This window comes from Embleya sp. NPDC127516, from assembly GCF_044765325.1.
Classification (GTDB): domain Bacteria; phylum Actinomycetota; class Actinomycetes; order Streptomycetales; family Streptomycetaceae; genus Embleya.
Genome location: NZ_JBIWJT010000015.1, coordinates 72,369 through 91,369 on the forward strand (window position 1 = coordinate 72,369; position 19,001 = coordinate 91,369).

General features: G+C 70.6%; 17 protein-coding genes. 13 read left to right on the top strand and 4 right to left on the bottom strand.

All coding sequences use genetic code 11. The annotated features are described in order from the left end of the window. Positions 1 to 226 precede the first annotated feature (226 nt). The 8 genes from ACIRL2_RS27870 (at position 227) to ACIRL2_RS27905 (ending at position 9,551) form a co-directional block, all read left to right on the top strand. Positions 227 to 1,555, top strand: coding sequence for an extracellular solute-binding protein (locus ACIRL2_RS27870; RefSeq protein WP_402235446.1), 1,329 nt, complete (start codon positions 227 to 229; stop codon positions 1,553 to 1,555). Further along, a complete protein-coding gene (locus tag ACIRL2_RS27875; protein ID WP_395868732.1) occupies positions 1,552 to 2,523 on the top strand; it encodes a carbohydrate ABC transporter permease in 972 nt (323 codons plus the stop codon). The genes ACIRL2_RS27870 and ACIRL2_RS27875 overlap by 4 nt, the downstream gene beginning before the upstream one ends. After that, complete coding sequence (locus ACIRL2_RS27880; protein WP_395868730.1) at positions 2,520 to 3,386, top strand: carbohydrate ABC transporter permease; 867 nt, start codon at positions 2,520 to 2,522, stop codon at positions 3,384 to 3,386. Before ACIRL2_RS27875 ends, ACIRL2_RS27880 begins: the two co-directional genes overlap by 4 nt. A gap of 105 nt (positions 3,387 to 3,491) precedes the next feature. Further along, the gene (locus ACIRL2_RS27885) at positions 3,492 to 4,868 is read left to right on the top strand and encodes an alpha-L-fucosidase (RefSeq protein ID WP_402235449.1); all 1,377 of its coding nucleotides are present in this window, start codon (positions 3,492 to 3,494) and stop codon (positions 4,866 to 4,868) included. 51 nt (positions 4,869 to 4,919) lie between these two features. Continuing rightward, positions 4,920 to 6,353, top strand: coding sequence for a chondroitinase-B domain-containing protein (locus tag ACIRL2_RS27890; RefSeq protein ID WP_402235452.1), 1,434 nt, complete (start codon positions 4,920 to 4,922; stop codon positions 6,351 to 6,353). Between the two features lie 32 nt (positions 6,354 to 6,385). Then, complete coding sequence (locus tag ACIRL2_RS27895) at positions 6,386 to 7,813, top strand: polysaccharide lyase 6 family protein (RefSeq protein WP_395868725.1); 1,428 nt, start codon at positions 6,386 to 6,388, stop codon at positions 7,811 to 7,813. A gap of 164 nt (positions 7,814 to 7,977) precedes the next feature. Further along, positions 7,978 to 8,838, top strand: coding sequence for a sugar phosphate isomerase/epimerase family protein (locus ACIRL2_RS27900; protein WP_402235455.1), 861 nt, complete (start codon positions 7,978 to 7,980; stop codon positions 8,836 to 8,838). Between the two features lie 65 nt (positions 8,839 to 8,903). Beyond that, entirely contained in the window at positions 8,904 to 9,551 is a 648-nt protein-coding gene (locus ACIRL2_RS27905) for an SGNH/GDSL hydrolase family protein (RefSeq protein ID WP_402235458.1), read from the top strand. 158 nt (positions 9,552 to 9,709) lie between these two features. Here ACIRL2_RS27905 and ACIRL2_RS27910 read toward each other — a convergent pair whose 3' ends face one another. The 3 genes from ACIRL2_RS27910 to ACIRL2_RS27920 all read right to left on the bottom strand — a co-directional run bounded on the left by ACIRL2_RS27910 (position 9,710) and on the right by ACIRL2_RS27920 (position 13,454). Next, a complete protein-coding gene (locus ACIRL2_RS27910) occupies positions 9,710 to 10,759 on the bottom strand; it encodes a LacI family DNA-binding transcriptional regulator (protein ID WP_402235459.1) in 1,050 nt (349 codons plus the stop codon). Between the two features lie 233 nt (positions 10,760 to 10,992). Further along, on the bottom strand, positions 10,993 to 12,228 hold the full coding sequence (gene larC, locus ACIRL2_RS27915; RefSeq protein WP_402235462.1) for a nickel pincer cofactor biosynthesis protein LarC: 1,236 nt from the start codon (positions 12,226 to 12,228) through the stop codon (positions 10,993 to 10,995). Continuing rightward, positions 12,225 to 13,454 (bottom strand): lactate racemase domain-containing protein, encoded by a 1,230-nt coding sequence (locus ACIRL2_RS27920; protein WP_402235465.1) that lies wholly within the window; start codon positions 13,452 to 13,454, stop codon positions 12,225 to 12,227. Before ACIRL2_RS27920 ends, larC begins: the two co-directional genes overlap by 4 nt. Positions 13,455 to 13,553: 99 nt before the next feature. On the opposite strand from ACIRL2_RS27920, the gene ACIRL2_RS27925 reads away from it, so the two are divergent. From ACIRL2_RS27925 to uxaC, 5 genes are all read left to right on the top strand, one after another. Then, positions 13,554 to 13,739: a hypothetical protein gene (locus tag ACIRL2_RS27925; protein ID WP_402235468.1), complete on the top strand. Its 186-nt coding sequence runs from the start codon at positions 13,554 to 13,556 to the stop codon at positions 13,737 to 13,739. Then, complete coding sequence (locus ACIRL2_RS27930; RefSeq protein WP_402235471.1) at positions 13,736 to 15,109, top strand: mannitol dehydrogenase family protein; 1,374 nt, start codon at positions 13,736 to 13,738, stop codon at positions 15,107 to 15,109. Before ACIRL2_RS27925 ends, ACIRL2_RS27930 begins: the two co-directional genes overlap by 4 nt. An 85-nt stretch (positions 15,110 to 15,194) precedes the next feature. Beyond that, on the top strand, positions 15,195 to 16,040 hold the full coding sequence (gene larE / locus ACIRL2_RS27935; RefSeq protein ID WP_402235473.1) for an ATP-dependent sacrificial sulfur transferase LarE: 846 nt from the start codon (positions 15,195 to 15,197) through the stop codon (positions 16,038 to 16,040). Beyond that, complete coding sequence (gene larB / locus ACIRL2_RS27940; RefSeq protein ID WP_402235475.1) at positions 16,033 to 16,737, top strand: nickel pincer cofactor biosynthesis protein LarB; 705 nt, start codon at positions 16,033 to 16,035, stop codon at positions 16,735 to 16,737. Before larE ends, larB begins: the two co-directional genes overlap by 8 nt. 371 nt (positions 16,738 to 17,108) lie before the next feature. Next, positions 17,109 to 18,512 carry a glucuronate isomerase gene (uxaC, locus tag ACIRL2_RS27945; RefSeq protein WP_402235478.1) on the top strand — a complete coding sequence of 468 codons (1,404 nt, stop codon included), beginning with the start codon at positions 17,109 to 17,111 and terminating at the stop codon, positions 18,510 to 18,512. A gap of 109 nt (positions 18,513 to 18,621) precedes the next feature. On the opposite strand, the gene ACIRL2_RS27950 is transcribed toward uxaC, so the two are convergent. Beyond that, a complete protein-coding gene (locus ACIRL2_RS27950) occupies positions 18,622 to 18,867 on the bottom strand; it encodes a helix-turn-helix transcriptional regulator (RefSeq protein ID WP_402235481.1) in 246 nt (81 codons plus the stop codon). Positions 18,868 to 19,001: the final 134 nt, after the last annotated feature.

Genomic DNA, 19,001 nt, shown 5'->3' on the forward strand with positions numbered 1-19,001 from the left:
ATCGATGCCCTACTTGCCCGAGTAAGAGGCTATTTATCGGTCTCGGGTCGTCGATCCCGTCCGTCGGATCACGTGGGAGAGGGGTGCGGGAGTGCGCCGGAGGAGCGCTCTCGTCGGTCGCCAAATCTTTTGTATTCATCGGACTATTGACCGTTTGAATCGGACCCGGTTACCGTCCTGGCAAGCGCTTTCCAGGCCACGTGATGCGGCTGAAACAGGAGTTGTCATGCAGAGATCGCGATGGATCGGTGCGGGGGCCCTCGCCTCGGCACTGATCCTCACCAGCTGTACATCCGGGCCTGCGGGAGTGGATGCCAAGCAGGACTCCAAGGCGCCCCTCGAGCTCTGGACCAGGACGACGCCGGGCGGACCGGGGGAGAAGGGCGCGCTGGAGCTCGCCGGGGCGTTCGAGAAGGCCACGGGCTTCAAGGTCGAGGTCACGGCCATCTTCGACGACTTCGAGACCAAACTGCAGCAGCGGGCCGCCCAGAAGAAGCTTCCCGACATCGTCATGAACGACGTGACGCAGATCGGAACCATGCACAGCCAAGGTCTGCTCCGGGAGATCGACCTGGGCAAGATCAAGGACAACAAGCAGATTATCGGACAGGGACTGGAGTCCGGGAAGAGCCTGGACGGCAAGCAGTACGGACTCCCGTTTTCCGCGCAGGCGTCCGCGCTGCTGATCCGCAAGGACTGGCGCGAGAAGCTGAAGCTCGACGTCCCGCGGACCTGGGACGACTTCGCCGCGATGGCCGCCGCCTTCACCACCCAGGACCCCGACGGTGACGGCAAGAACAACACCGCCGGGCTCGCCGCTCCGCTGTCCACCAAGCGCGGCTACGCCTCCTGGTACTTCTCCAACTTCCTCTGGGCCGCGGGCGGCGACTTCATCACCGAGGCAGGCAAGGGCAAGTACAAGCCGGCGATGACCACCACTGCGTCCGTGCAGGCCATGCAGTGGTTCCGCGACCTGGGGTGCAAGGCCAAGGCCATCCAGCCCGGCGCCGTGACCATGGACACCCCGCCGACGAACGAGACGTTCGAGGCGGGCAAGGCCGGCATGTACGTCGTCGGCCCGTACCTGCTGCCCCGCTTCGACAAGTCCCTCGGCGCGGACAAGTACGAGGTCGTGCCGATGCCCAAGGGGCCGAAGGACGCCACCGTCCTCGCCGAGGGCAGCTCCATCTACCTGATGGCCGGCTCCGACAACCGGGCCGGCCAGGACGCCTTCGCCGGCTTCGCGGTTTCCGTCGAAGGCCAGAAGAAGGGGATGGAGGGCACCACCGGCTACACCGTGCAGATTCCGGTCAACACCACCGTGGACATCTCCCAGATCCGCCCCGACCCTCGCTGGAAGACCTACGCCCAGGCGTACCAGGACTCCGGGCGGTACGCGCCCGCCATCCCGAACTGGACGCCGGTGCGGCAGGTGACGGCGGACGCGGTGAACGCGCTGATGGCGGACTGCGGCCTCGACATCAACGCCAAGATGCGTGAGCTCGACAAGCAGCTCGCCGACATCCTCAAGGAGCAGGGGATCGCCGCGTCATGAGCCTCGACCAGGCGGAGCCGGCCGCCAAGTCGGCGAGCGGCTCCGCCCCGCGAGAAGCGGGCCGCCGGGTCGGCGGGGCCGCCGACCGCCGGGCGCGCGGCCGCAGAGGAGGCCGGTGGTGGACGCCCTGGCTGTTCCTCGCCCCGGCGCTGATCCTCTCCCTGTACTTCAAGTTCATTCCCATGGTCAACGCGGTGACCATGTCCTTCCAGGAGGTTCAGCCCTACCTGGGAAACCGGTGGGTCGGCACCGACAACTACAGCACGGTGTTGCAGTCCCACGGGTTCCGCGAGGCCGTCTGGCACACGATCGTCCTCGCCGTCGGCCAGACCTTCGGTGCGATGGCGCTCGGCTTCGCACTGGCCCTGCTGATGGAGGGGCAGAGCCGTCGACTGGGATTCGTGCGCTCCGCCGCGTTCCTTCCGGTGGTGGTGCCGATGGCGGTGGTCGCCGAACTGTGGCGGATCATGTACCACCCGACCGGCGACGGCATGCTCAACTCCATTCTCGCTCTGGCGGGAATGGGCCCGTCGGGGTTCATCAACGACCCCGACACCTCGATGGCCTCCATCATGGTCACCGGCATCTGGCGCGGCGCCCCCTACGACATGATGATCTTCCTCGCCGGTCTGACGAGTGTGGACCGCGGTCTGTACGAGGCGGCCAGGGTCGACGGTGCCTCCCGGTGGCAGCGGGTGCGGTACGTGACGGTGCCCGGGCTGCGTTCGGTGTTCTCGATCCTGTTCATCCTCGCCGCGATTCGCGGACTGCGCGTGTTCACCGAGGTGTTCCTGCTGACCAACGGCGGGCCCAACGGCTCCACCGAGGTCGTCATGACCCTCATCTACAAGCTCGGGCTCGAGCAGAACCGGCTCGGTGTCGGTGCGGCGGGAGCGGTCCTGCTGTTCGTCGCGACGCTGATCCTGACCGTCATCGTCCAACTGCTGCGGCGGAGGGAGAGCAAGTGAGCGAGTCGACCGAAACCGCGCTGGGCCTGACCGAGAGCCGCAGCATCGGCGGACGGATTCTGAAGGCCGTCGTCTACCTCGTGGTCCTGACCATGTTCGCGGGTCCGCTGCTGGCCCTGCTCGTCGGCGCCTTCGGCGACATCAAGGACCCGACGCAGCTGAGCATCGTGCCCTCGGGCTTCACGTTGGAGAACTTCGACATAGCCTTCGACCAAGGGGTGCTCAAGTATCTGCTGAACTCCTTCTTCGTCGTCGGCTTCGGGCTCCTGCTCCAGGTGTCCGTCTCCGTCCTGGCCGGATACGCGCTGGCCAGGAAAGTCTTCCCGGGAATGACACTGGCGCTCGTCGCCATCCTGGCGACGCTGATGCTGCCCGAGGAGATCCTGGCCCTCCCGCTGTCCGTCATTCTTTCCGACCTGCCGGTCGTGCACTTCAACCTCATCGGCACCCTCGCCGGCATGATCGTCCCGCTCGGCGCCTGGGGATTCTCCATCCTGGTGATGACCGAGTTCATGAAGGACGTGCCGCGCGAACTCGAGGAGGCGGCGCGCATCGACGGCGCCGGGGACTTCCGGATCTTCGCCCAGATCATCCTGCCGATGTGCAAGCCCGCGCTCGGCGTCATCGGGGTCTTCGGCTTCACGATGATCTGGGACCAGTACCTGCTGCCCCTGCTCGTGGCCACCGACTCCTCCTCGTACACGCTGCCGCTGGCGCTGCGAACCCTGCGGATCGACCCGGCCGTGACCCCCGGCGTGGTGATGGCGGCCTCGCTGCTGGCGCTGCTGCCCTCGGTGATCGTCTTCCTGTTCTTCCAGCGGTCCTTCGTCAGCGGCCTGTCCTCCGGGGCACTCAAGGGCTGACCCGCACACCCGTCGGCTCCGCCCCCACCCCCTCCCGTACGACCAGCCCGACGCGCACCCAAAAGCCACCGCGCGCCGACGGCCGACGAGAAAGAGCGATTCCCCATGACCGCGAGCGCTGACACCCCGCAGGCGCGTCCGTCCGCGACCCCGGGTCCCGAGGCAGGCCCGGAGACGAACTGGTTCACCACCGCCCGGTTCGGCATGTTCGTGCACTGGGGTCTGTACTCCCTCGCCGCACGGCACGAGTGGGTGAAGAACCGCGAGGAACTGACCGACGAGCAGTACCAGGTGTACTTCGACCACTTCGACCCCGACCGCTACGACCCCGCCGAGTGGGCCAGGGCGGCCAAGGCCGCGGGCATGCGGTACGTCGTGCTCACCACCAAGCACCACGACGGCTTCTGCCTGTGGGACAGCGCCCTCACCGAGTACAAGGTCACCAACACCCCGCACGGCCGTGACCTCGTGGGGCCGTTCGTCGAGGCGTGCCGCGCCGAGGGTCTCAAGGTCGGTCTCTACTACTCGCTGATCGACTGGCACCACCCGTCCTTCCCCGTGGACGGCACGCATCCACAGCGCGACGACGAGGCGTTCAAGGCCGCCAACGCCGACCGGGACATCCGCGAGTACCAGCGCTATCTGCACGGCCAGGTCCGCGAACTGCTGACCTCGTTCGGACGGATCGACTACCTGTTCTTCGACTTCTCGTATGCCGAGCGCTCGTGGTGGGGCGGCAAGGGACCCGACGACTGGGACTCCCCGCAGCTCCTGCGGACGATTCGCGAACTGCAACCGCACGTCCTCGTCAACGATCGGACCGGCCTTCCCGGGGACTTCGTCACCCCCGAGCAGTACCAGCCGTCCGGTCCCATGACCGAGAACGGGCGACCCGTGCTGTGGGAAGCCTGCCAGACGCTCAACGGCAGCTGGGGCTACGACCGGGACAACCTGGACCACAAGAGTCCGGACCTGCTGATCCGCATGCTCGTCGACGGGGTGTCCAAGGGCGGCAACCTGCTGCTCAACGTGGGGCCCGACGGTCGTGGCGCGCTCGACCCGCGCGACACCGCGATCCTCGACGAGATCGGCCGGTGGATGCACCTGCACGAGCGGTCGATTCGCGACTGCGGCCCCTCCTCGTACACCGCCCCCGCCGAATGCCGGTACACCCAACGCGGCGACCGGCTCTACGTGCACCTGTTCGCCTGGCCGATGCGTCACCTGCACCTACCGGGCCTGGCCGGCCGGGTGCGCTACGCCCAACTGCTCAACGACGCGTCCGAGATCATCCCGGTCCACATCGACCCGGACCGTCCCGCGGTCAACACCGAGATGGGCGGCCAGCCCGCCGGAACGCTGACGCTCCAGATCCCGGTCGGGCGCCCCGACACCCCCGTACCCGTCATCGAACTGTTCCTGGACGCCCAGGCGACCCAGGACGCCGAGGACACCACCCGGGACACCCCGACCGCCGGCTGATCACTGGCCGGAACACCGTCCGTACCTCCACCACATCCTCACGGAGGCACCATGCAACGCCGCACGTTCCTGATGGGTACCGCGGCAGGGGTGGCGCTGGCCGCCGCCCCCGTCGGCGGAGCGCTGACCGCGAGCGCGAGCGCGGCCCCCAGGGCCGTCCGCACACTGGACGAGCTGCAGGCCGCGATCGACCGGGCACGACCCGGCGACCGGATCGTGGTGGCCGACGGGACCTACACCGTCCCCTCGGACCGCCCGCTCACCATTCGGAACAAGAAGGGCACCGGGCGCGCGCCCATCACCATCGCGGCCCGGACGCAGGGCGGCGTCATCCTGGAAGGCGAGCACAGCTTCGTCCTCGCAGCGTCGTGCCACATCACCCTCGGCGGCTTCTCCTTCCGGCAGCGGAACACCCTGGACATCCCCCCGGACTGCTCGCACATCAGACTCACCCGCAACGACATCCACCTGGCCGACATCGAGGGCGTGCACTGGGTGATGGTGCGCGCGGACGACAGCACGGTCGACCACAACCACTTCCACGGCAAGAGCACCCTCGGCATCTACCTCGGCATCGAGGGCGCGAACACCGAGGAAATGGCCCAGCGCGTCCACGTGTACCGCAACTACTTCTCCGACCACACCTTCACCGGCTCCAACGGCGGCGAACCGATCCGGCTGGGCGTCAGCCCCCGCGCCCTGTCCAGCGCACACGCGATCGTCGAGTACAACCTGTTCGAGCGGGCCAACGGGGACCCCGAAGCGATCTCGGTGAAGAGTTCGGACAACACCATCCGGTACAACACCATCCGCAACAGTTTCGGCGGGATCGTACTGCGGCACGGCAACCGCAACCGGGTGGAGGCCAACCACTTCATCGACGGCACCGAAGGCGTGCGGATCTATGGCAACGACCATGTGATCGTCAACAACCACCTCTCCGGCCTGGCCGGGCGCGCCCTGGTGATCGGCAGCGGATCGGAGCGCGATCACCTGCCCGGCGAGACGCCCGAGGCGCGCCGCGGCAACGACGCCCCCGACCGCATCCTGATCGCCCACAACACCCTGGTGAACAACGGCGGCACGATCTCCGGCGAGAGCCAGCGCCCGCACGAGCCGCGCGACGTCACCGTCGCCGACAACCTGCTCGTCGCGGACACGGGCCAACTGGTCGCCATGGCCAACACCGTGCGCTTCACCTGGACGGGCAATCTCCTGTGGGGCGCCGCCGCGGACGGCAACATCCCCGCCGGCGGCGGTACCCGGGTCGACCCGAAGCTGGTGAAGGACGCGTACGGCATCGCCCGCCCGGCCGCCGGCAGCCCCGCGATCGACGCCGGCACGCCGCGCCGGCCGCGCATCACGCACGACATCGACGGACAGCCCCGCACCAGGACGCCGGACGTGGGCGCGCACGAATACTTCCGCCGGCCGCCGAGGCGCGGACCCCTGACGCCTGCCGACGTCGGTCCCCGGGCCCACTGAGCGCTCCCGCCCACTTCGATCCAGGAGGCATCATGCAACGACGCACGTTCCTCAAGAGCTCGGCCGTGGCCGCACTTGCCGCGGTACCCCTCACCACCTCGCTGTCGGGCAGCGCATCGGCGGCCGATATCCCGGTCTCCTCCCTCGCGGCGCTGCAGAGCGCGATCAACGGCGCCGCACCCGGTGACCGGATCGTCGTCGCCGACGGAACCTATACTGTCCCCTCGGGCGGCTCGATCAACATCTCCGGCAAGAACGGCACGAGCGCCGCACCCATCACCATCGTGTCGAAGACGCGCGGCGGTGTGGTGCTGCGGGGCGCACGCGGCTTCGTGCTCGGCAATTCGAGCAACATCGTCATCAGCGGCTTCGCCTTCCGGCAGAGCACCACGCTCGAGATCCCGACGACCTGCTCGGCGATCCGGCTGACTCGCAACGACTTCCAGTTCGCGGACAGCGGCGATCCGTATTGGGTCGTCGTCCGGGCGAACGACACGAAGATCGACCGGAACCATTTCCACAACAAGACCACCACGGGCATCTTCATCGTCGTCGACGGTCCCGGCAAGACCGACATGGCCCAGAACGTGCAGATCTTCCGCAACCACTTCTCCGACCACAGCTTCACCGGGGACAACGGCGGCGAGCCCATCCGCTTCGGCGTCAGCGGCCGGGCCCTGGCCGACGCCGGCGGAAAGGTGGAGTACAACCTGTTCGAGCGCTGCGACGGCGACCCCGAGGCCATCTCGGTGAAGTCCTCGGGCAACACCATCCGGTACAACACCATCCGCGACAGCCGCGGCGGCATCGTGCTGCGACACGGCAACGGTTCGACGGTGGAGGGAAACTACCTGATCGGCGGCATCGACGGGGTACGGATCTACGGCAACGACCATGTGATCGTCAACAACTACCTCAGCGGGCTGTCCGGCCGGGCCCTGGTGGTCGGCAGCGGCAGCACCCGTGACCACACCCCGAGTGAGACGGAGACCCAGCGGCGGGGCAACGACGCCTGCGACCGCGCGGTGATCGCGCACAACTCCCTGATCAACAACGCCGGCATGCTGTCGGGCGAGACGCGGGCGTTCGAACCGCAGGACGTGACCATCGCCGACAACCTGCTGGTCGGCGACTCCGGCAGCCTCGTCGCCATGGGAGCCACCTCCGGCTTCACCTGGCAGAGCAACCTGCTGTGGGGAGCGGCCGCCAACGGCAACATCCCCGCCGGAAGCTTCATCCGGGCCGACCCCCGGCTCAGTCAGGGCACGGACGGTGTTCTGCGGCTGACGGCGAGCAGCCCGGCGATCGGCGCGGCCACGCTGGGCGGCATAGTCCTGGCCGACGACATCGACGGGGACCAGCGCGGCAGCGTACGGGACATCGGTGCCGACGAGTACGCGACGACGCCCGCACTCCGGCACCCCCTCACCGCCGCGGACGTGGGCCCGAACGCCCCCTGAGCGACCACCGGTGGCGGGGCGCCGCACGCCTGACCGGTCCGTCCACCCGACTCCGCCGGTCCATCCGACCCGGTCCGCCCGACCCCCGTGCGGGCGGACCGCGTCGGACCCCCCCACAGGGCGATCGCAGACCATCCGCAGGCCGACCGCAGGAAGGCAGGGCCATGACCGAGGACAGCACCCGGAGTGCGGCGGACCGCTCCCCGCTCCGCCCGCCGGCCGGGCCGACGGACACAGCGGGGGGCGGGCGGACCCGTCTGGGCCTGTGCTCGGTCACCTTCCGCCGGCTGCCCGCCGCCGAGGTCGCGCGACGCGCGGCCGACGCGGGCCTGGAGGTGATCGAGTGGGGAGCGGACGTGCACGCGCCCGCGGGGGAGCCCGACACGGTCCGCGCGGTCCGTGAGGTCTCCGACCGCCACGGGCTGGTCTGTTGCTCGTACGGTTCGTACTTTCGCGCCACTCCCGCCGAGTTGGCCGCGTTCCCCGCTGTCGCCCGGGCCGCCGTTCTGCTCGGGGCACCCCGGGTACGGGTCTGGGCGGGCGGAACCGGATCGCGGTCCGCCCTGCCGGACGAGCGGCACGAAACCGTGCGCTGCCTGCGGGAGGCGGCCCGGATCGCCGCGGACCACGGCCTGGAGCTCGCGCCGGAGTTCCACGGTCGAACGCTCACCGACACCGTCGCCTCGACCGTCCGGTTGCTGGACGAGGTGGGCGCGGACAACGTCCGCACGTACTGGCAGCCGCCGCAGGACACCCCCGACGAGCAGGCGCTGGCGGGGCTCGTCGAACTCGGCGACCGGGTCACCGCCGTACATGTCTTCTCGTGGTGGCCGGGCAACAACCGGCTGCCGCTGGCGGACCGCCGGGACCTGTGGACCACGGCCCTCGACCTGTTGGCGGGCCGGGGCGTCGAGGCGCTCCTGGAGTTCGTCCCCGGTGACGACCCCGCGGTGCTGGCGCGCGAGGCCGAGACCCTGAGGCGCGCCGCGGCACAAACCTCCTCGATCCGACGCGGTCGATCGTGATCCGGCGGGTCACGAGTGAGATGTCCCGTCGCCCGCCCACCCACCAAGACGCCAGGACGGCAGGCATGCCACTCGAGAACGACGACACGCTCGTGTTCATCGGCGACTCCATCACCGACGCGGGCCGAGACCGTGCGGATCCCGCATCTCTCGGCGAGGGATACGTCCGCGAGATCGCGCGGACTCTGCGCGAGCGGGCGCACGACGGACCCGGCCCCCGCGTCGTCAACAGGGGGATCAACGGCCACCGCGTGTACGACCTGGAATCCCGCTGGAGCACCGACGTCATGGACCACCGACCCACTGTCGTCACGGTCAAGATCGGCATCAACGACACCTGGCGACGCTACGACCGCAACCTCGCCAGTCCGGTCGACGAGTTCGAGGCGTGCCTCGACCGCCTGCTCGCGGCCACCACGCGGAAGTCGTCCGCACGGCTGGTCGTCATCACCCCGTTCCTGCTTCCGGTCGGACCGGACCAGGAACGCTGGTTCGAGGACTTGTCGCCGCGTACCGACGCCGTCCTGCGGGCCGCTGCGCACAACGGAGCCCGAGTGGTTCGCGCGGACCTCGTGCTGCCCCGCGCGGCGCGGGACCGGGAGCCGGCGGAGCTGGCCCCGGACGGCGTGCACCCGAGTCCTCTGGGGCATCGGCTGATCGCCGACGCCTGGCTCGCCGAGGTCGCTCCCGCGGCCCTGGACGCACGGCGGTAGCAGCGCCGCGGGTCAGACGATCGGAGCGTCGGATGCGCGCGCGCTCGCGTTCGTGCAGACCCTGGATCCGGTGCGGTCACCGCCCGGCCGGCTCTTCTCGTCAGGGCCGGCCGCGGATGGAGCGGTGGTCGACGAAGTCCGCGATCCGGTACCGCTTTTCACGAACTCGGACGCCGGGTTCGCCGAGCCTGGGTTGTCGAGCCGCGGACGACCAGCTTTACCGGCAGGGTCATGGGCTTGCCGGTGCGCGGTGCCGGGTTGCCGCGCGAGGACAGCAGCGCGTCGACGGCAGCCCGTCCCTGGGCGCGCAGCGGGGCGGCGACGGTGGTCAGCCCGGGCCTGACGATGCGCGTCGGGAAGATGTCGTCGAAGCCGACCACGCTGACGTCCTCGGGAACTCGGACGCCGCGCGCCTGGAGAGCGAGCATGGCGCCGATCGCCAGTTGGTCGTTGTAGGCCACGACGGCGGTCGGCAGGTCCTGGGGGAGCGCGTCGGCGGCTTCGCGACCGCCTGCGACCGTCGGCGCGAACGGGCCCACGCGCTGCACCCGCATGTCCAGCCCGATCGCCGCCTCGCGCAGGCTCCGCAAGCGCATCCCGTCCGCCCAGGATGCCTCCGGACCGGCCACGTAGGTCACCGTGCGATGCCCCAACCGGGCCAGATGTTCCGCGGTCACGAGCATGCCGTGCGGGTTGTCGAGGGTGATGCTGGGAACGTCGGCGACATCCCGGTTGAGGACGACCACCGGCCGCTGCTTGGCAGTCATGCGGATGGCCGAGTCCGACAGTCGGGTACCCGCCAGTACGAGTCCCTCGACTGCGGGCAACGCCCTTTCCAGACTGGCGCGTTCCACCCGATCGGACTCCTGGGCGTCGATCAGCAGGAGAACGAAGCCGGCCTCGGCGGCGGCGGACTCGGCTCCCCGGATGATCTCGGCGTAGAACGGGTTGGTCACGTCGGAAACCACCAGCGCGAGCATCGAGGTGCGGCCGGTGGGCAGTCCCGACGCCAACGGATTCACGCGGTAGCCGAGCTCCGCGGCCACCCGCCGGATGCGTTCCGCAGTCGCCGCGTTGACCCGGCCCGGCCTGGCGAACGCCCGGGACACGGTGGACGCGGCCACCCCTGCGGCCCGGGCGACGTCGTAGATCGTCGGTGCCTTGCTCCCGCCGGTCGCGGCGGTCGGCGCGTCGTCACGCTCGCTCACCCGATCTCACTTCCGTTCTCGTGGGAAAGCCGCAGGTCTGGGGCGGCGACACCCGGTATCGGACGACCCTATGGCTGCCCAAGGAATGGGTGGGAGGCAGCGCACTGTACTCCGTTCGACGCCGTCATCCCGGCGTGGCCGTCGTCGAAACGGCTACGCGGCGGGCCACCCGGCTGCCGAACAGCGGTCCCCCGCCGAGGGGCGAGACAGGTGCCCGCAGTGGTGGCGCGGAATCAGGCGGGTTCGGGGGTGAGCGTTTGCGGGGTGGGGGCGCTGGAGGTCAGGCCGGCTTGGTGGGCGGCTGTGGTGGTGGCGGCGAGGACGGCGTGGACGGGGAGGCCGAGACGGGCGGCGAGGGCGGCGGCGGGGGCGAACTCGGGGGTTGCCTGGAGGATTCTGCCGCAATGGTGGCCCACCTTGACGGGGAGGCGGCTGCCGAGGACGTCCACGTGGGTCCAGCCTCGTTGGAGTTCGGATTTGCGGACCGGCCGTTCGCGTACGCCCAGGGTGGTGGTGAGGCGGAAGACGGCTTCACGGAGGGGTTGGGCGCCTTGCGGCGGGCACAGGACGGAGAGCGTGTGCGCGGGGCGGCCCTTCTTCATGAGGATGGGGGTCAGCCAGGCGTCCGAGGCGCCGGCCTCCATCAGGGATGCGAGGACGCTGGGCCATGCGCGCGGGTCCAGGTCGTCGATATTGGTTTCCAGGACGACGGCTTCGGCGGCGTCGAAGACGGAATCGAGGGCCGTGGCGGGGGCCGGGGTGCCGAGGAAGACGCGGGTGACGTTGGGGCGTCCGGGGGTGTCGCGGCTGCCGGCCCCGATGCCGGTTCGCTCCAGACGCAGGTGTGGTAGGGGAGCGCATTCGCGGGCCAGGGTGGTGAGCAGCGCCAGGCCGGTGGGGGTGGCGAGTTCGCCCTCGCCGCCCGCGAACACCTGCCACTCGGCGGCGAGTTCGGCCACCGCAGGGGCGGGGACGGGAAGTTCGCCGTGGGCGGTGGTGACGCGGCCGGCGCCCAACGCCACGGGACCTGCCGTCAGATCGGTGACGGCGAGGTCGTGCAGCGCGGCACAGACGCCGACGACGTCTGCGATCGAGTCCCAGGCACCCACCTCGTGGAAGTGCACCTCTTCCGTCGTGGTGCCGTGTACGTGTGCCTCGGCGACGGCGAGGCGGGCGAAGGCGGCGAGGGCCGACGCGCGGACCGGATCTGCCAGGGGCGCCCGCTCGATGAGGCGGCGTACGTCACGCCACGTTCGGTGTGCGTGGTCGTCGTCGCTCGGCGTCACCTGGATCCGCGTCGCTCGCATCCCGGCGCGGGTGACCTGTGTCTGTGCGAGGCGTACCTCGCCGGGGACCACGGCCTCCACCGCGGCACGCACGGTGCTCAACGCGGCCCCGCCGTCGACGAGGGCGGCGAGCAGCATGTCCCCGGCGATGCCGGCGGACGCATCGACCCACGCGGCCCTCATGGGCGCAACCGATGCAGGACCTCGCCGGCTTGCGGCACCACGAGTGTGTCCGGGTCGGCGTCGAACGCCGCGAAGTCCACCGCGGAGGGGTCCAGATGGCCGAGGTTCGCCCCGCGGACGACGTCTTCGGGAATGCCGGTCGCGAGGGTGACGGTCAACCGGCAGCGCTCGCCGCGCTCTTCGTCGTACGTACCCGCGCCGCGCAGGTGTGTGGAGTGCGCCAGGACGCCCCAGTGCAGGTGCTTGAAGCGCTCCCACTGCTTGGTGAAGTAGTCGCGGCAGTGGTAACCGATCTCCTCGATCTCCGGGTGCATCGCGGAGATCGTCCGCACGTGCGGCGCGTACAGGATGACCTCGCCGCCGTCCGCGACGACCGGTTCCAGCTTGTAGAAGCCTTTCGCCGCGGTCCAGATGTCCTCGTACTTCTCCGGGATCACGGACAACACACGCCGCACCGGGGCGTCGAGGTAGCGGACGTGGACCTGCGCGGACACGTCGGCCGCCGCCGACCAGGCCGCCTCCGGGGTCCCGTACGCCATCGAGTGCAGTGCCCCGGTGCCGGATTCGACCACGACGCACAGCGCGCGCCTGCGGCTCGGGATCAGCGCGGCGGCCTCGTGGATCAGCGCGCGGACCGGGGTGATGCCGCGCGTTCCGATGATCTCCGCGCTGGTGATCAGGGCCCCGAGCCAGTGCGACAGGTCGATGATGTCGGCGCCCGCGACGCCGGGGAAGAAGTACTTGTCACCGCCGGAGAAGCCGACCACTTCGTGCGGGAAGACCGGGCCGACGACCAGGGCCACGTCGTGCTCCACGACGGCCCGGTTGAGGCGTACGTCGACCTCTTGGCGCAGCAGCCCGCCGGACAACTCGGCCACGCGCTCGGCGCCGATGGTGCCGACCGAGGCGAACGTCGACGGCTTCCACCACTCGTGGTTGAGGACGGTCATGCCCGGCAGCGGCGGGACGTGGGCGGCCAATTCGGCCTCGCCCATCGGCGCGTGCGTACCCAACGCGACAAGCACCGTCAACCGGGAGACCCGGCCGTACAGCGCGTCGTGCACCGCGGCGAGCAGCAGCGGAAGCGGGCAACTGCGGGTGCCGTCGGGTACCACCAGGCATACGCTCCGGCCGTCGAGATCCTCGTCGGCCAGTTGTTCGGCGACGAAGGCTCGCACCTGGGTCTCGGGAAGGACCGCGCCCGGCCCACCGATCTGTGCTGTCATGGCGGCCAGAGGACCATGGCGTCCGGCGCGGTGCAAGTGCCCAGGGCAACACATGGCAACCGGTTGCCGCGCCGGGCCGACGGCAACGAACATGCCGTCATGCCAAGCCTCCACTCCGACCGACTACTTCCCGTCGACCCCGGTGTGCGGGCTCTCGCCCGGCGCCGCCACGAGATGGTGCGCGACCTGCCGATCCCGTCACCGCACCGGCTCTACCGGGACGAGACGTTCGAGGCGGCGGCGGAACCGGTGCGCGTCAACCCGCGAAAGGTCTTCGAACTGTGACCGCCCAACCCGCGACCCGGCCCTTGTCCCGCGCGGTCGACGGACGCCCCGCCGCGCCGGTGCGCATGCTGCACCTCGGCCTGGGCGGCTTCTTCCGGGCCCATCAGGCCTGGTACACCGAGCACGCCGGCGACGCCGACCGGTGGGGCATCGCGGCGTTCACCGGGCGCAGCACCGCGATCGCCGAGCGGCTGACCGCCCAGGACGGGCTCTACACGCTGGCCACCCGTGCTCCCGACCGCGACCGCTTCGAGGTGGTCGGTTCGCTCACCTCGGCGCACTCCGGCGGCGACCACGCCGCGTGGCTGGACTACTGGCGGCGGCCGGAACTCGCGGTGGTCACCCTGACGGTCACCGAGGCGGCGTACACACGCACCCCCGGAGGCGGCCTGGACACCGGACGCGCCGATGTGAGTGCCGATATCGCCGCACTCCGGGTCGACCCGAACGCTCCGGTATCGACCGTCGCCGCGCGGCTGTTGGCCGGGCTGGCCGCCAGGCAGCGCGCGGGCGGCGGCCCCGTGGCTGTCGTGCCGTGCGACAACCTGCCGGGAAACGGCGAGGTCACCGCACGGGTGATCGGCGAACTGGCGGACGCGATCGGGCGCCCCGGATGGCGCGACGCGGCCGCGCACGCCTCGTACGTCGGCACCATGGTCGACCGGATCACCCCGTGGACCACCGCGGACGACGTGGCCGCCGTCCGCGACGCGACCGGGCGCCGCGACGAAGTCCCCGTCGTCACCGAGCCGTTCACCGAGTGGGTGCTGCACGGCGAATTTCCGGCCGGGCGGCCCCGCTGGGAGGACGCCGGTGCCCGCTTCGTCGCCGACGTCACGCCGTACGAGGAACGCAAACTGTCGCTGCTCAACGGCGCCCACTCGCTGTTGGCGTACGCGGCGCCGTTCCGCGGGCACGCCACCGTCGCCGAGGCCGTGGCCGATCCGGTCTGTCGGGTCTGGGTGCGCGAGTGGTGGGTCGAGGCCTCGGCCCACCTGGACTTCCCGGAAACCGCGCTGGCCGCCTACCGGGACGCGCTGACGACCCGTTTCGCGAACCCGCGCATCCGGCACACCCTCGCCAAGATCGCCGAGGACGGAGCCCAGAAGATCCCGGTGCGCGTCCTTCCCACGCTCTACGCCGAGCGCACGTCCGGGGCGATGCCGCCCGGCGCGCTCCGCGTCATCGCCGCGTGGCTGCTGCACCTGCGCGGAAGCAACGGGATCCCCGTACGAGACGCCGCAGCCCCGGTCCTCACCGGATCACCGTCCGCCGCCGCGCACGCCGTGCTGGCCTTCCTCGATCCCGCCCTCGCCCGAGACGCCGAACTGGTCGAGGCGCTCACCGCCCGCGCCTGGGAACTCGCCTGACCGAAGACGTCGTCATCGGCGTGGACGTCGGAAACCTGGGACACCCCCCCGGACCGACAAGTATCAGCAGGAGGAGAAGCACGTCATGCTCCCCGGACTGTCCGACACCGACAGCAATGCCGCCGACCGCGTCGGAACACTGCTCCACACGCCCGGACGGCTCGGTGTGGCCTTCTCCGGGGGAGTGGACTCCTCCGTGCTGTTGGCCCTGGCCGTCCGAGCGCTGGGCGCCGACCGCGTGGTCGCGGTGCTCGGCGTCTCGCCCAGCCTCGCCGCGGACGAGCGCACGGCAGCCCTGCGGGTTGCCGCGAGGATCGGTGCGCGCGTGGTCGAGGTCGCCACCCATGAGGCCGACCTGCCGGCCTACCGGGCCAACGGCCCCGACCGGTGCTTCCACTGCAAGGACGAGTTGTTCGCCCGCATTTCCGCGGAGGTGGTCCGGGCGCACGGCCTGACGGCCGTCGCCTACGGGGAGAACGCCGACGACGTGGTGCGCGCGGACCGTCCCGGCGGCAGGGCCGCCGTGCGCCACCGGGTGCTGCGCCCGCTCGCCGACGCGGGCCTGGACAAGGCGGCGGTCCGCCGGATCGCCGCCGCGCTGGACCTGCCGTGCGCGGACAAACCGGCCGCGCCTTGTCTGGCCTCGCGGATCCCGCACTTCAGTGAGGTCACACCGCAAAAGCTGAGACAGGTGGAGGTGGCGGAACGGGGCCTGCGGGGGCTTGGCTTCAGCGACTGCCGGGTCCGCCACCACGGCGATGTCGCACGGATCGAGGTGCCCGTCGCCGAGATCGCGGCGCTCGCGGGCGACCTGCGCGAGGAGGCTCTGGCGGTGGTCCGTGCCGCCGGGTTCCGGATGGTCGCCGTCGATCTCGCAGGCATGCAATCGGGTGCCTTCACGCTTTCCCTGATCGGAGTCCGCCATGGCTGAATCGTTTGCACGCCTCGACCACGAACGGATCGACCGTAGGGGATATCCGGAGGCGATCTTCTGCGAGGGGAAGACCCCGGACCAGGTGGGCGCGATCGCTGCCGAGCTGCGCGAGCGCGGCCGGGCGGTGGCCCTGTTCACCCGCGCCGGTCCCGAGCACGCGCGGGCCGTCCTCGCCGAGCTGCCCGACGCCCGGCACGCGTCGGACGCCCGGCTGCTGGTGTGGCCGCCCGAACCGCCCGCTCCGGAGGGAGGTCTCGTGGTGGTGTTGGCGGCGGGTACCTCCGACCTCCCGGTGGCGCTCGAGGCCGAACTGACCGCCCGCTATCTGGGACGGCGCTGTGAGTCGGCCGTGGACGTGGGCGTCGCCGGGCTCCACCGCGTGATCGGCATGCTCGACCTGCTGCGTTCCGCCCGGGTCGTGGTGGTCGCCGCGGGTATGGACGGCGCGCTGCCCAGCGTGGTGGCGGGGCTGATCGCCGCGCCCGTCGTCGCGGTGCCGACCTCCGTCGGCTACGGAGCGGCTTTCGGCGGCCTGGCACCCCTGCTGTCGATGCTCAACGCGTGCAGCCCCGGGGTCGCGGTCGTCAACATCGACAACGGCTTCGGGGCCGGGCACCTCGCCGCGCAGATCGCGGCACCCGTCACGCCGGCGGCGGCCGGCGCTCCGTCGTGGGGGTCGGCCGGGCGGGAATGAGCCGCGCCCCGGGGCCGGCTACCCCCGGCGGTTTCGAGGGCCGGCGCCGACCCGAGGTCCAGCCTCGACCCGAGGTCCGTGATCGGAGGCGAGGTCCATGATCGGACGCGAGGTCTGTGATCGGATGTGAAACGGGTGGCAGACCGCGCAGTCGCCTGGCCATCCGCGGCGTCCTGATATGCCGTCCCATCTCGATCCGTGTCGTCGGGGATTTCTCCGTCAGGGCGGCAGGGCGCTCGCTCCCACGCATGGCCCAAGTCGTCGACGGGCCTTGCCGATCGGCGCCTGTGCCCACATCCGCACACGAGCTCTCCTGGCAACACATGACAACCGATTGCCGTGGCCTCCGGCTGCGGACAACCATGCGGAGTATGCCCTCCTCACTCCATCCCGACCGGCTCTTGCCCGTCGACGCACAAGCACGCGCCGTCGCCCGCCGTCTCTACGAAGCGGTCCGCGACCTGCCGATCCTGTCGCCGCACGGTCACGTGGACCCGCGGTTGCTGGTCGACGACAAGCCGTTCAGCGACCCGGCGAGTCTGCTGATCTCCTCCGATCACTACGTCACGCGCCTGCTGCACGCCTGCGGTGTCCCGCTGGACGAACTCGGGGTAGGGCAGGGACCACTGTCCGAACAGCAGGGCCGCCAGGCGTGGCGCAAGATGTGTGAGCACTGGACCGCCTTCCGAGGGACCCCTGTCCGCTACTGGATGGAGGCGGAACTGGTCGAGATCTTCGGCGTGACCGAGCGACCCGCCGCCGCCACGGCCGACCGGATCTACGACCGGATCGCCGCGCGGCTGGCCGATCCGGCCTTCCACCCGCGGGCGCTGTTCCGCCGCTTCGGCATCGAGGTGCTGGCCACCACCGACGATCCCGCGGACGATCTGGCCGCTCACCGGGCACTTGCCGCCGACCCCGCCTGGACGGCGCGAGTCCTGCCCACCTTCCGACCCGACCGCTACCTGGAGCCCGGTCAGGGTTGGGGAGAAGCCATGTCGCGCCTGGGCGAGGCCGCGGACATCGACACCTCGGACTACGACGGCTACATCCGGGCGTTGGAAGACCGACGACGCCACTTCATCGCGCACGGCGCCACCTCCGCCGACCACAGCCACCCGGACGTGGGCACCGAACCGCTGACCCACGGCGAGGCCGCCCGTATCTACCGGGCCGCCTTGCGGGGCACGGCGAGCGAAGCCGAGGGCGTCGCCTTCCGTCGACACATGCTGCTCGAGATGGCTCGCATGTCCTGCGACGACGGCCTGGTGATGACCCTGCACCCATCCGTGCGCCGCAACCATCACGCGCCCACCCACCACCGGTACGGCCCCGACACCGGCCACGACATCCCGCTGCGCGCCGAGTTCACCGACGCCCTGCGTCCGCTCCTGCACAGGTACGGAACCGCCGAGGGATTCCACCTGATCCTGTTCACCCTCGACGAGACCGTCTTCACCAGGGAGATCGCTCCGCTGGCCGGGTTCTACCCCTCGGTCTACGCGGGCGCCCCGTGGTGGTTCCTCGACGCCCCCGACGCCATCCGCCGGTTCCGCCGCGCGGTCACCGAGACAGCGGGATTCTCCCGGACGTCCGGCTTCGTCGACGACACCCGAGCCTTCTGCTCCATCCCCGCCCGACACGACATGTCGCGGCGGCTGGACTGTGGCTATCTCGCCGAACTGGTCGCCGAGCACCGACTCGACGAGGACGAGGCGATGGAGACGGCCGTGGATCTGGTCACGGTCAACCCGCGAAAGGCGTTCAAGCTGTGATCACCGCCTCGATACCCGCACCCTCGACGGGCATCCGGCGCCGATTCGGCTCCTCCATCCGGGACCGGGCTGGTTCTTGCGCGCACACTCGGAGTCCTGCTCGGCGGGCTCAGGGGTAGAGGTCGGCCGGGAAGGCGAACGGGACGAGTTGCGCTCGATCACGTGCGCCGACCTCCGTCATGGCCCGCACCGCATGGGTCTTCACGGTGAACGGCGATACGGACATCCGGGCCGCGATCTCGTCGTTGCCGAGGCCGCTTGCGACGAGAACGGCCACGTCGCGCTCCCTGGGCGTCAGAGCGCCGAAGCGTCGCAGCAGTTCCCGGTCGATCACCGGGGGCGGGCTGTCGGTCATGTGACCGATGAGCGCGGCCGTGGCGGTGTGCCGACAGCGCACCGCCGCCGGCACCCGGATTGGCCCCGCCGCAGGACCCGCCGTCCACTCCGAATCTCCGTGGCCCGCCGACCCCCGCATCCGATGTATTCCCG

Excerpts from the sequence above, each read along its gene's own strand:
- ACIRL2_RS27870 (WP_402235446.1), top strand. The coding sequence starts at position 227 with ATGCAGAGATCGCGATGGATCGGTGCGGGGGCCCTCGCCTCGGCACTG.
- ACIRL2_RS27875 (WP_395868732.1), top strand. The coding sequence starts at position 1,552 with ATGAGCCTCGACCAGGCGGAGCCGGCCGCCAAGTCGGCGAGCGGCTCC.
- ACIRL2_RS27885 (WP_402235449.1), top strand. The coding sequence starts at position 3,492 with ATGACCGCGAGCGCTGACACCCCGCAGGCGCGTCCGTCCGCGACCCCG.
- ACIRL2_RS27890 (WP_402235452.1), top strand. The coding sequence starts at position 4,920 with ATGCAACGCCGCACGTTCCTGATGGGTACCGCGGCAGGGGTGGCGCTG.
- ACIRL2_RS27895 (WP_395868725.1), top strand. The coding sequence starts at position 6,386 with ATGCAACGACGCACGTTCCTCAAGAGCTCGGCCGTGGCCGCACTTGCC.
- ACIRL2_RS27900 (WP_402235455.1), top strand. The coding sequence starts at position 7,978 with ATGACCGAGGACAGCACCCGGAGTGCGGCGGACCGCTCCCCGCTCCGC.
- ACIRL2_RS27905 (WP_402235458.1), top strand. The coding sequence starts at position 8,904 with ATGCCACTCGAGAACGACGACACGCTCGTGTTCATCGGCGACTCCATC.
- larC (WP_402235462.1), bottom strand. The coding sequence starts at position 12,228 with ATGAGGGCCGCGTGGGTCGATGCGTCCGCCGGCATCGCCGGGGACATG.
- ACIRL2_RS27920 (WP_402235465.1), bottom strand. The coding sequence starts at position 13,454 with ATGACAGCACAGATCGGTGGGCCGGGCGCGGTCCTTCCCGAGACCCAG.
- ACIRL2_RS27925 (WP_402235468.1), top strand. The coding sequence starts at position 13,554 with ATGCCAAGCCTCCACTCCGACCGACTACTTCCCGTCGACCCCGGTGTG.
- larE (WP_402235473.1), top strand. The coding sequence starts at position 15,195 with ATGCTCCCCGGACTGTCCGACACCGACAGCAATGCCGCCGACCGCGTC.
- larB (WP_402235475.1), top strand. The coding sequence starts at position 16,033 with ATGGCTGAATCGTTTGCACGCCTCGACCACGAACGGATCGACCGTAGG.
- uxaC (WP_402235478.1), top strand. The coding sequence starts at position 17,109 with ATGCCCTCCTCACTCCATCCCGACCGGCTCTTGCCCGTCGACGCACAA.
- ACIRL2_RS27950 (WP_402235481.1), bottom strand. The coding sequence starts at position 18,867 with ATGACCGACAGCCCGCCCCCGGTGATCGACCGGGAACTGCTGCGACGC.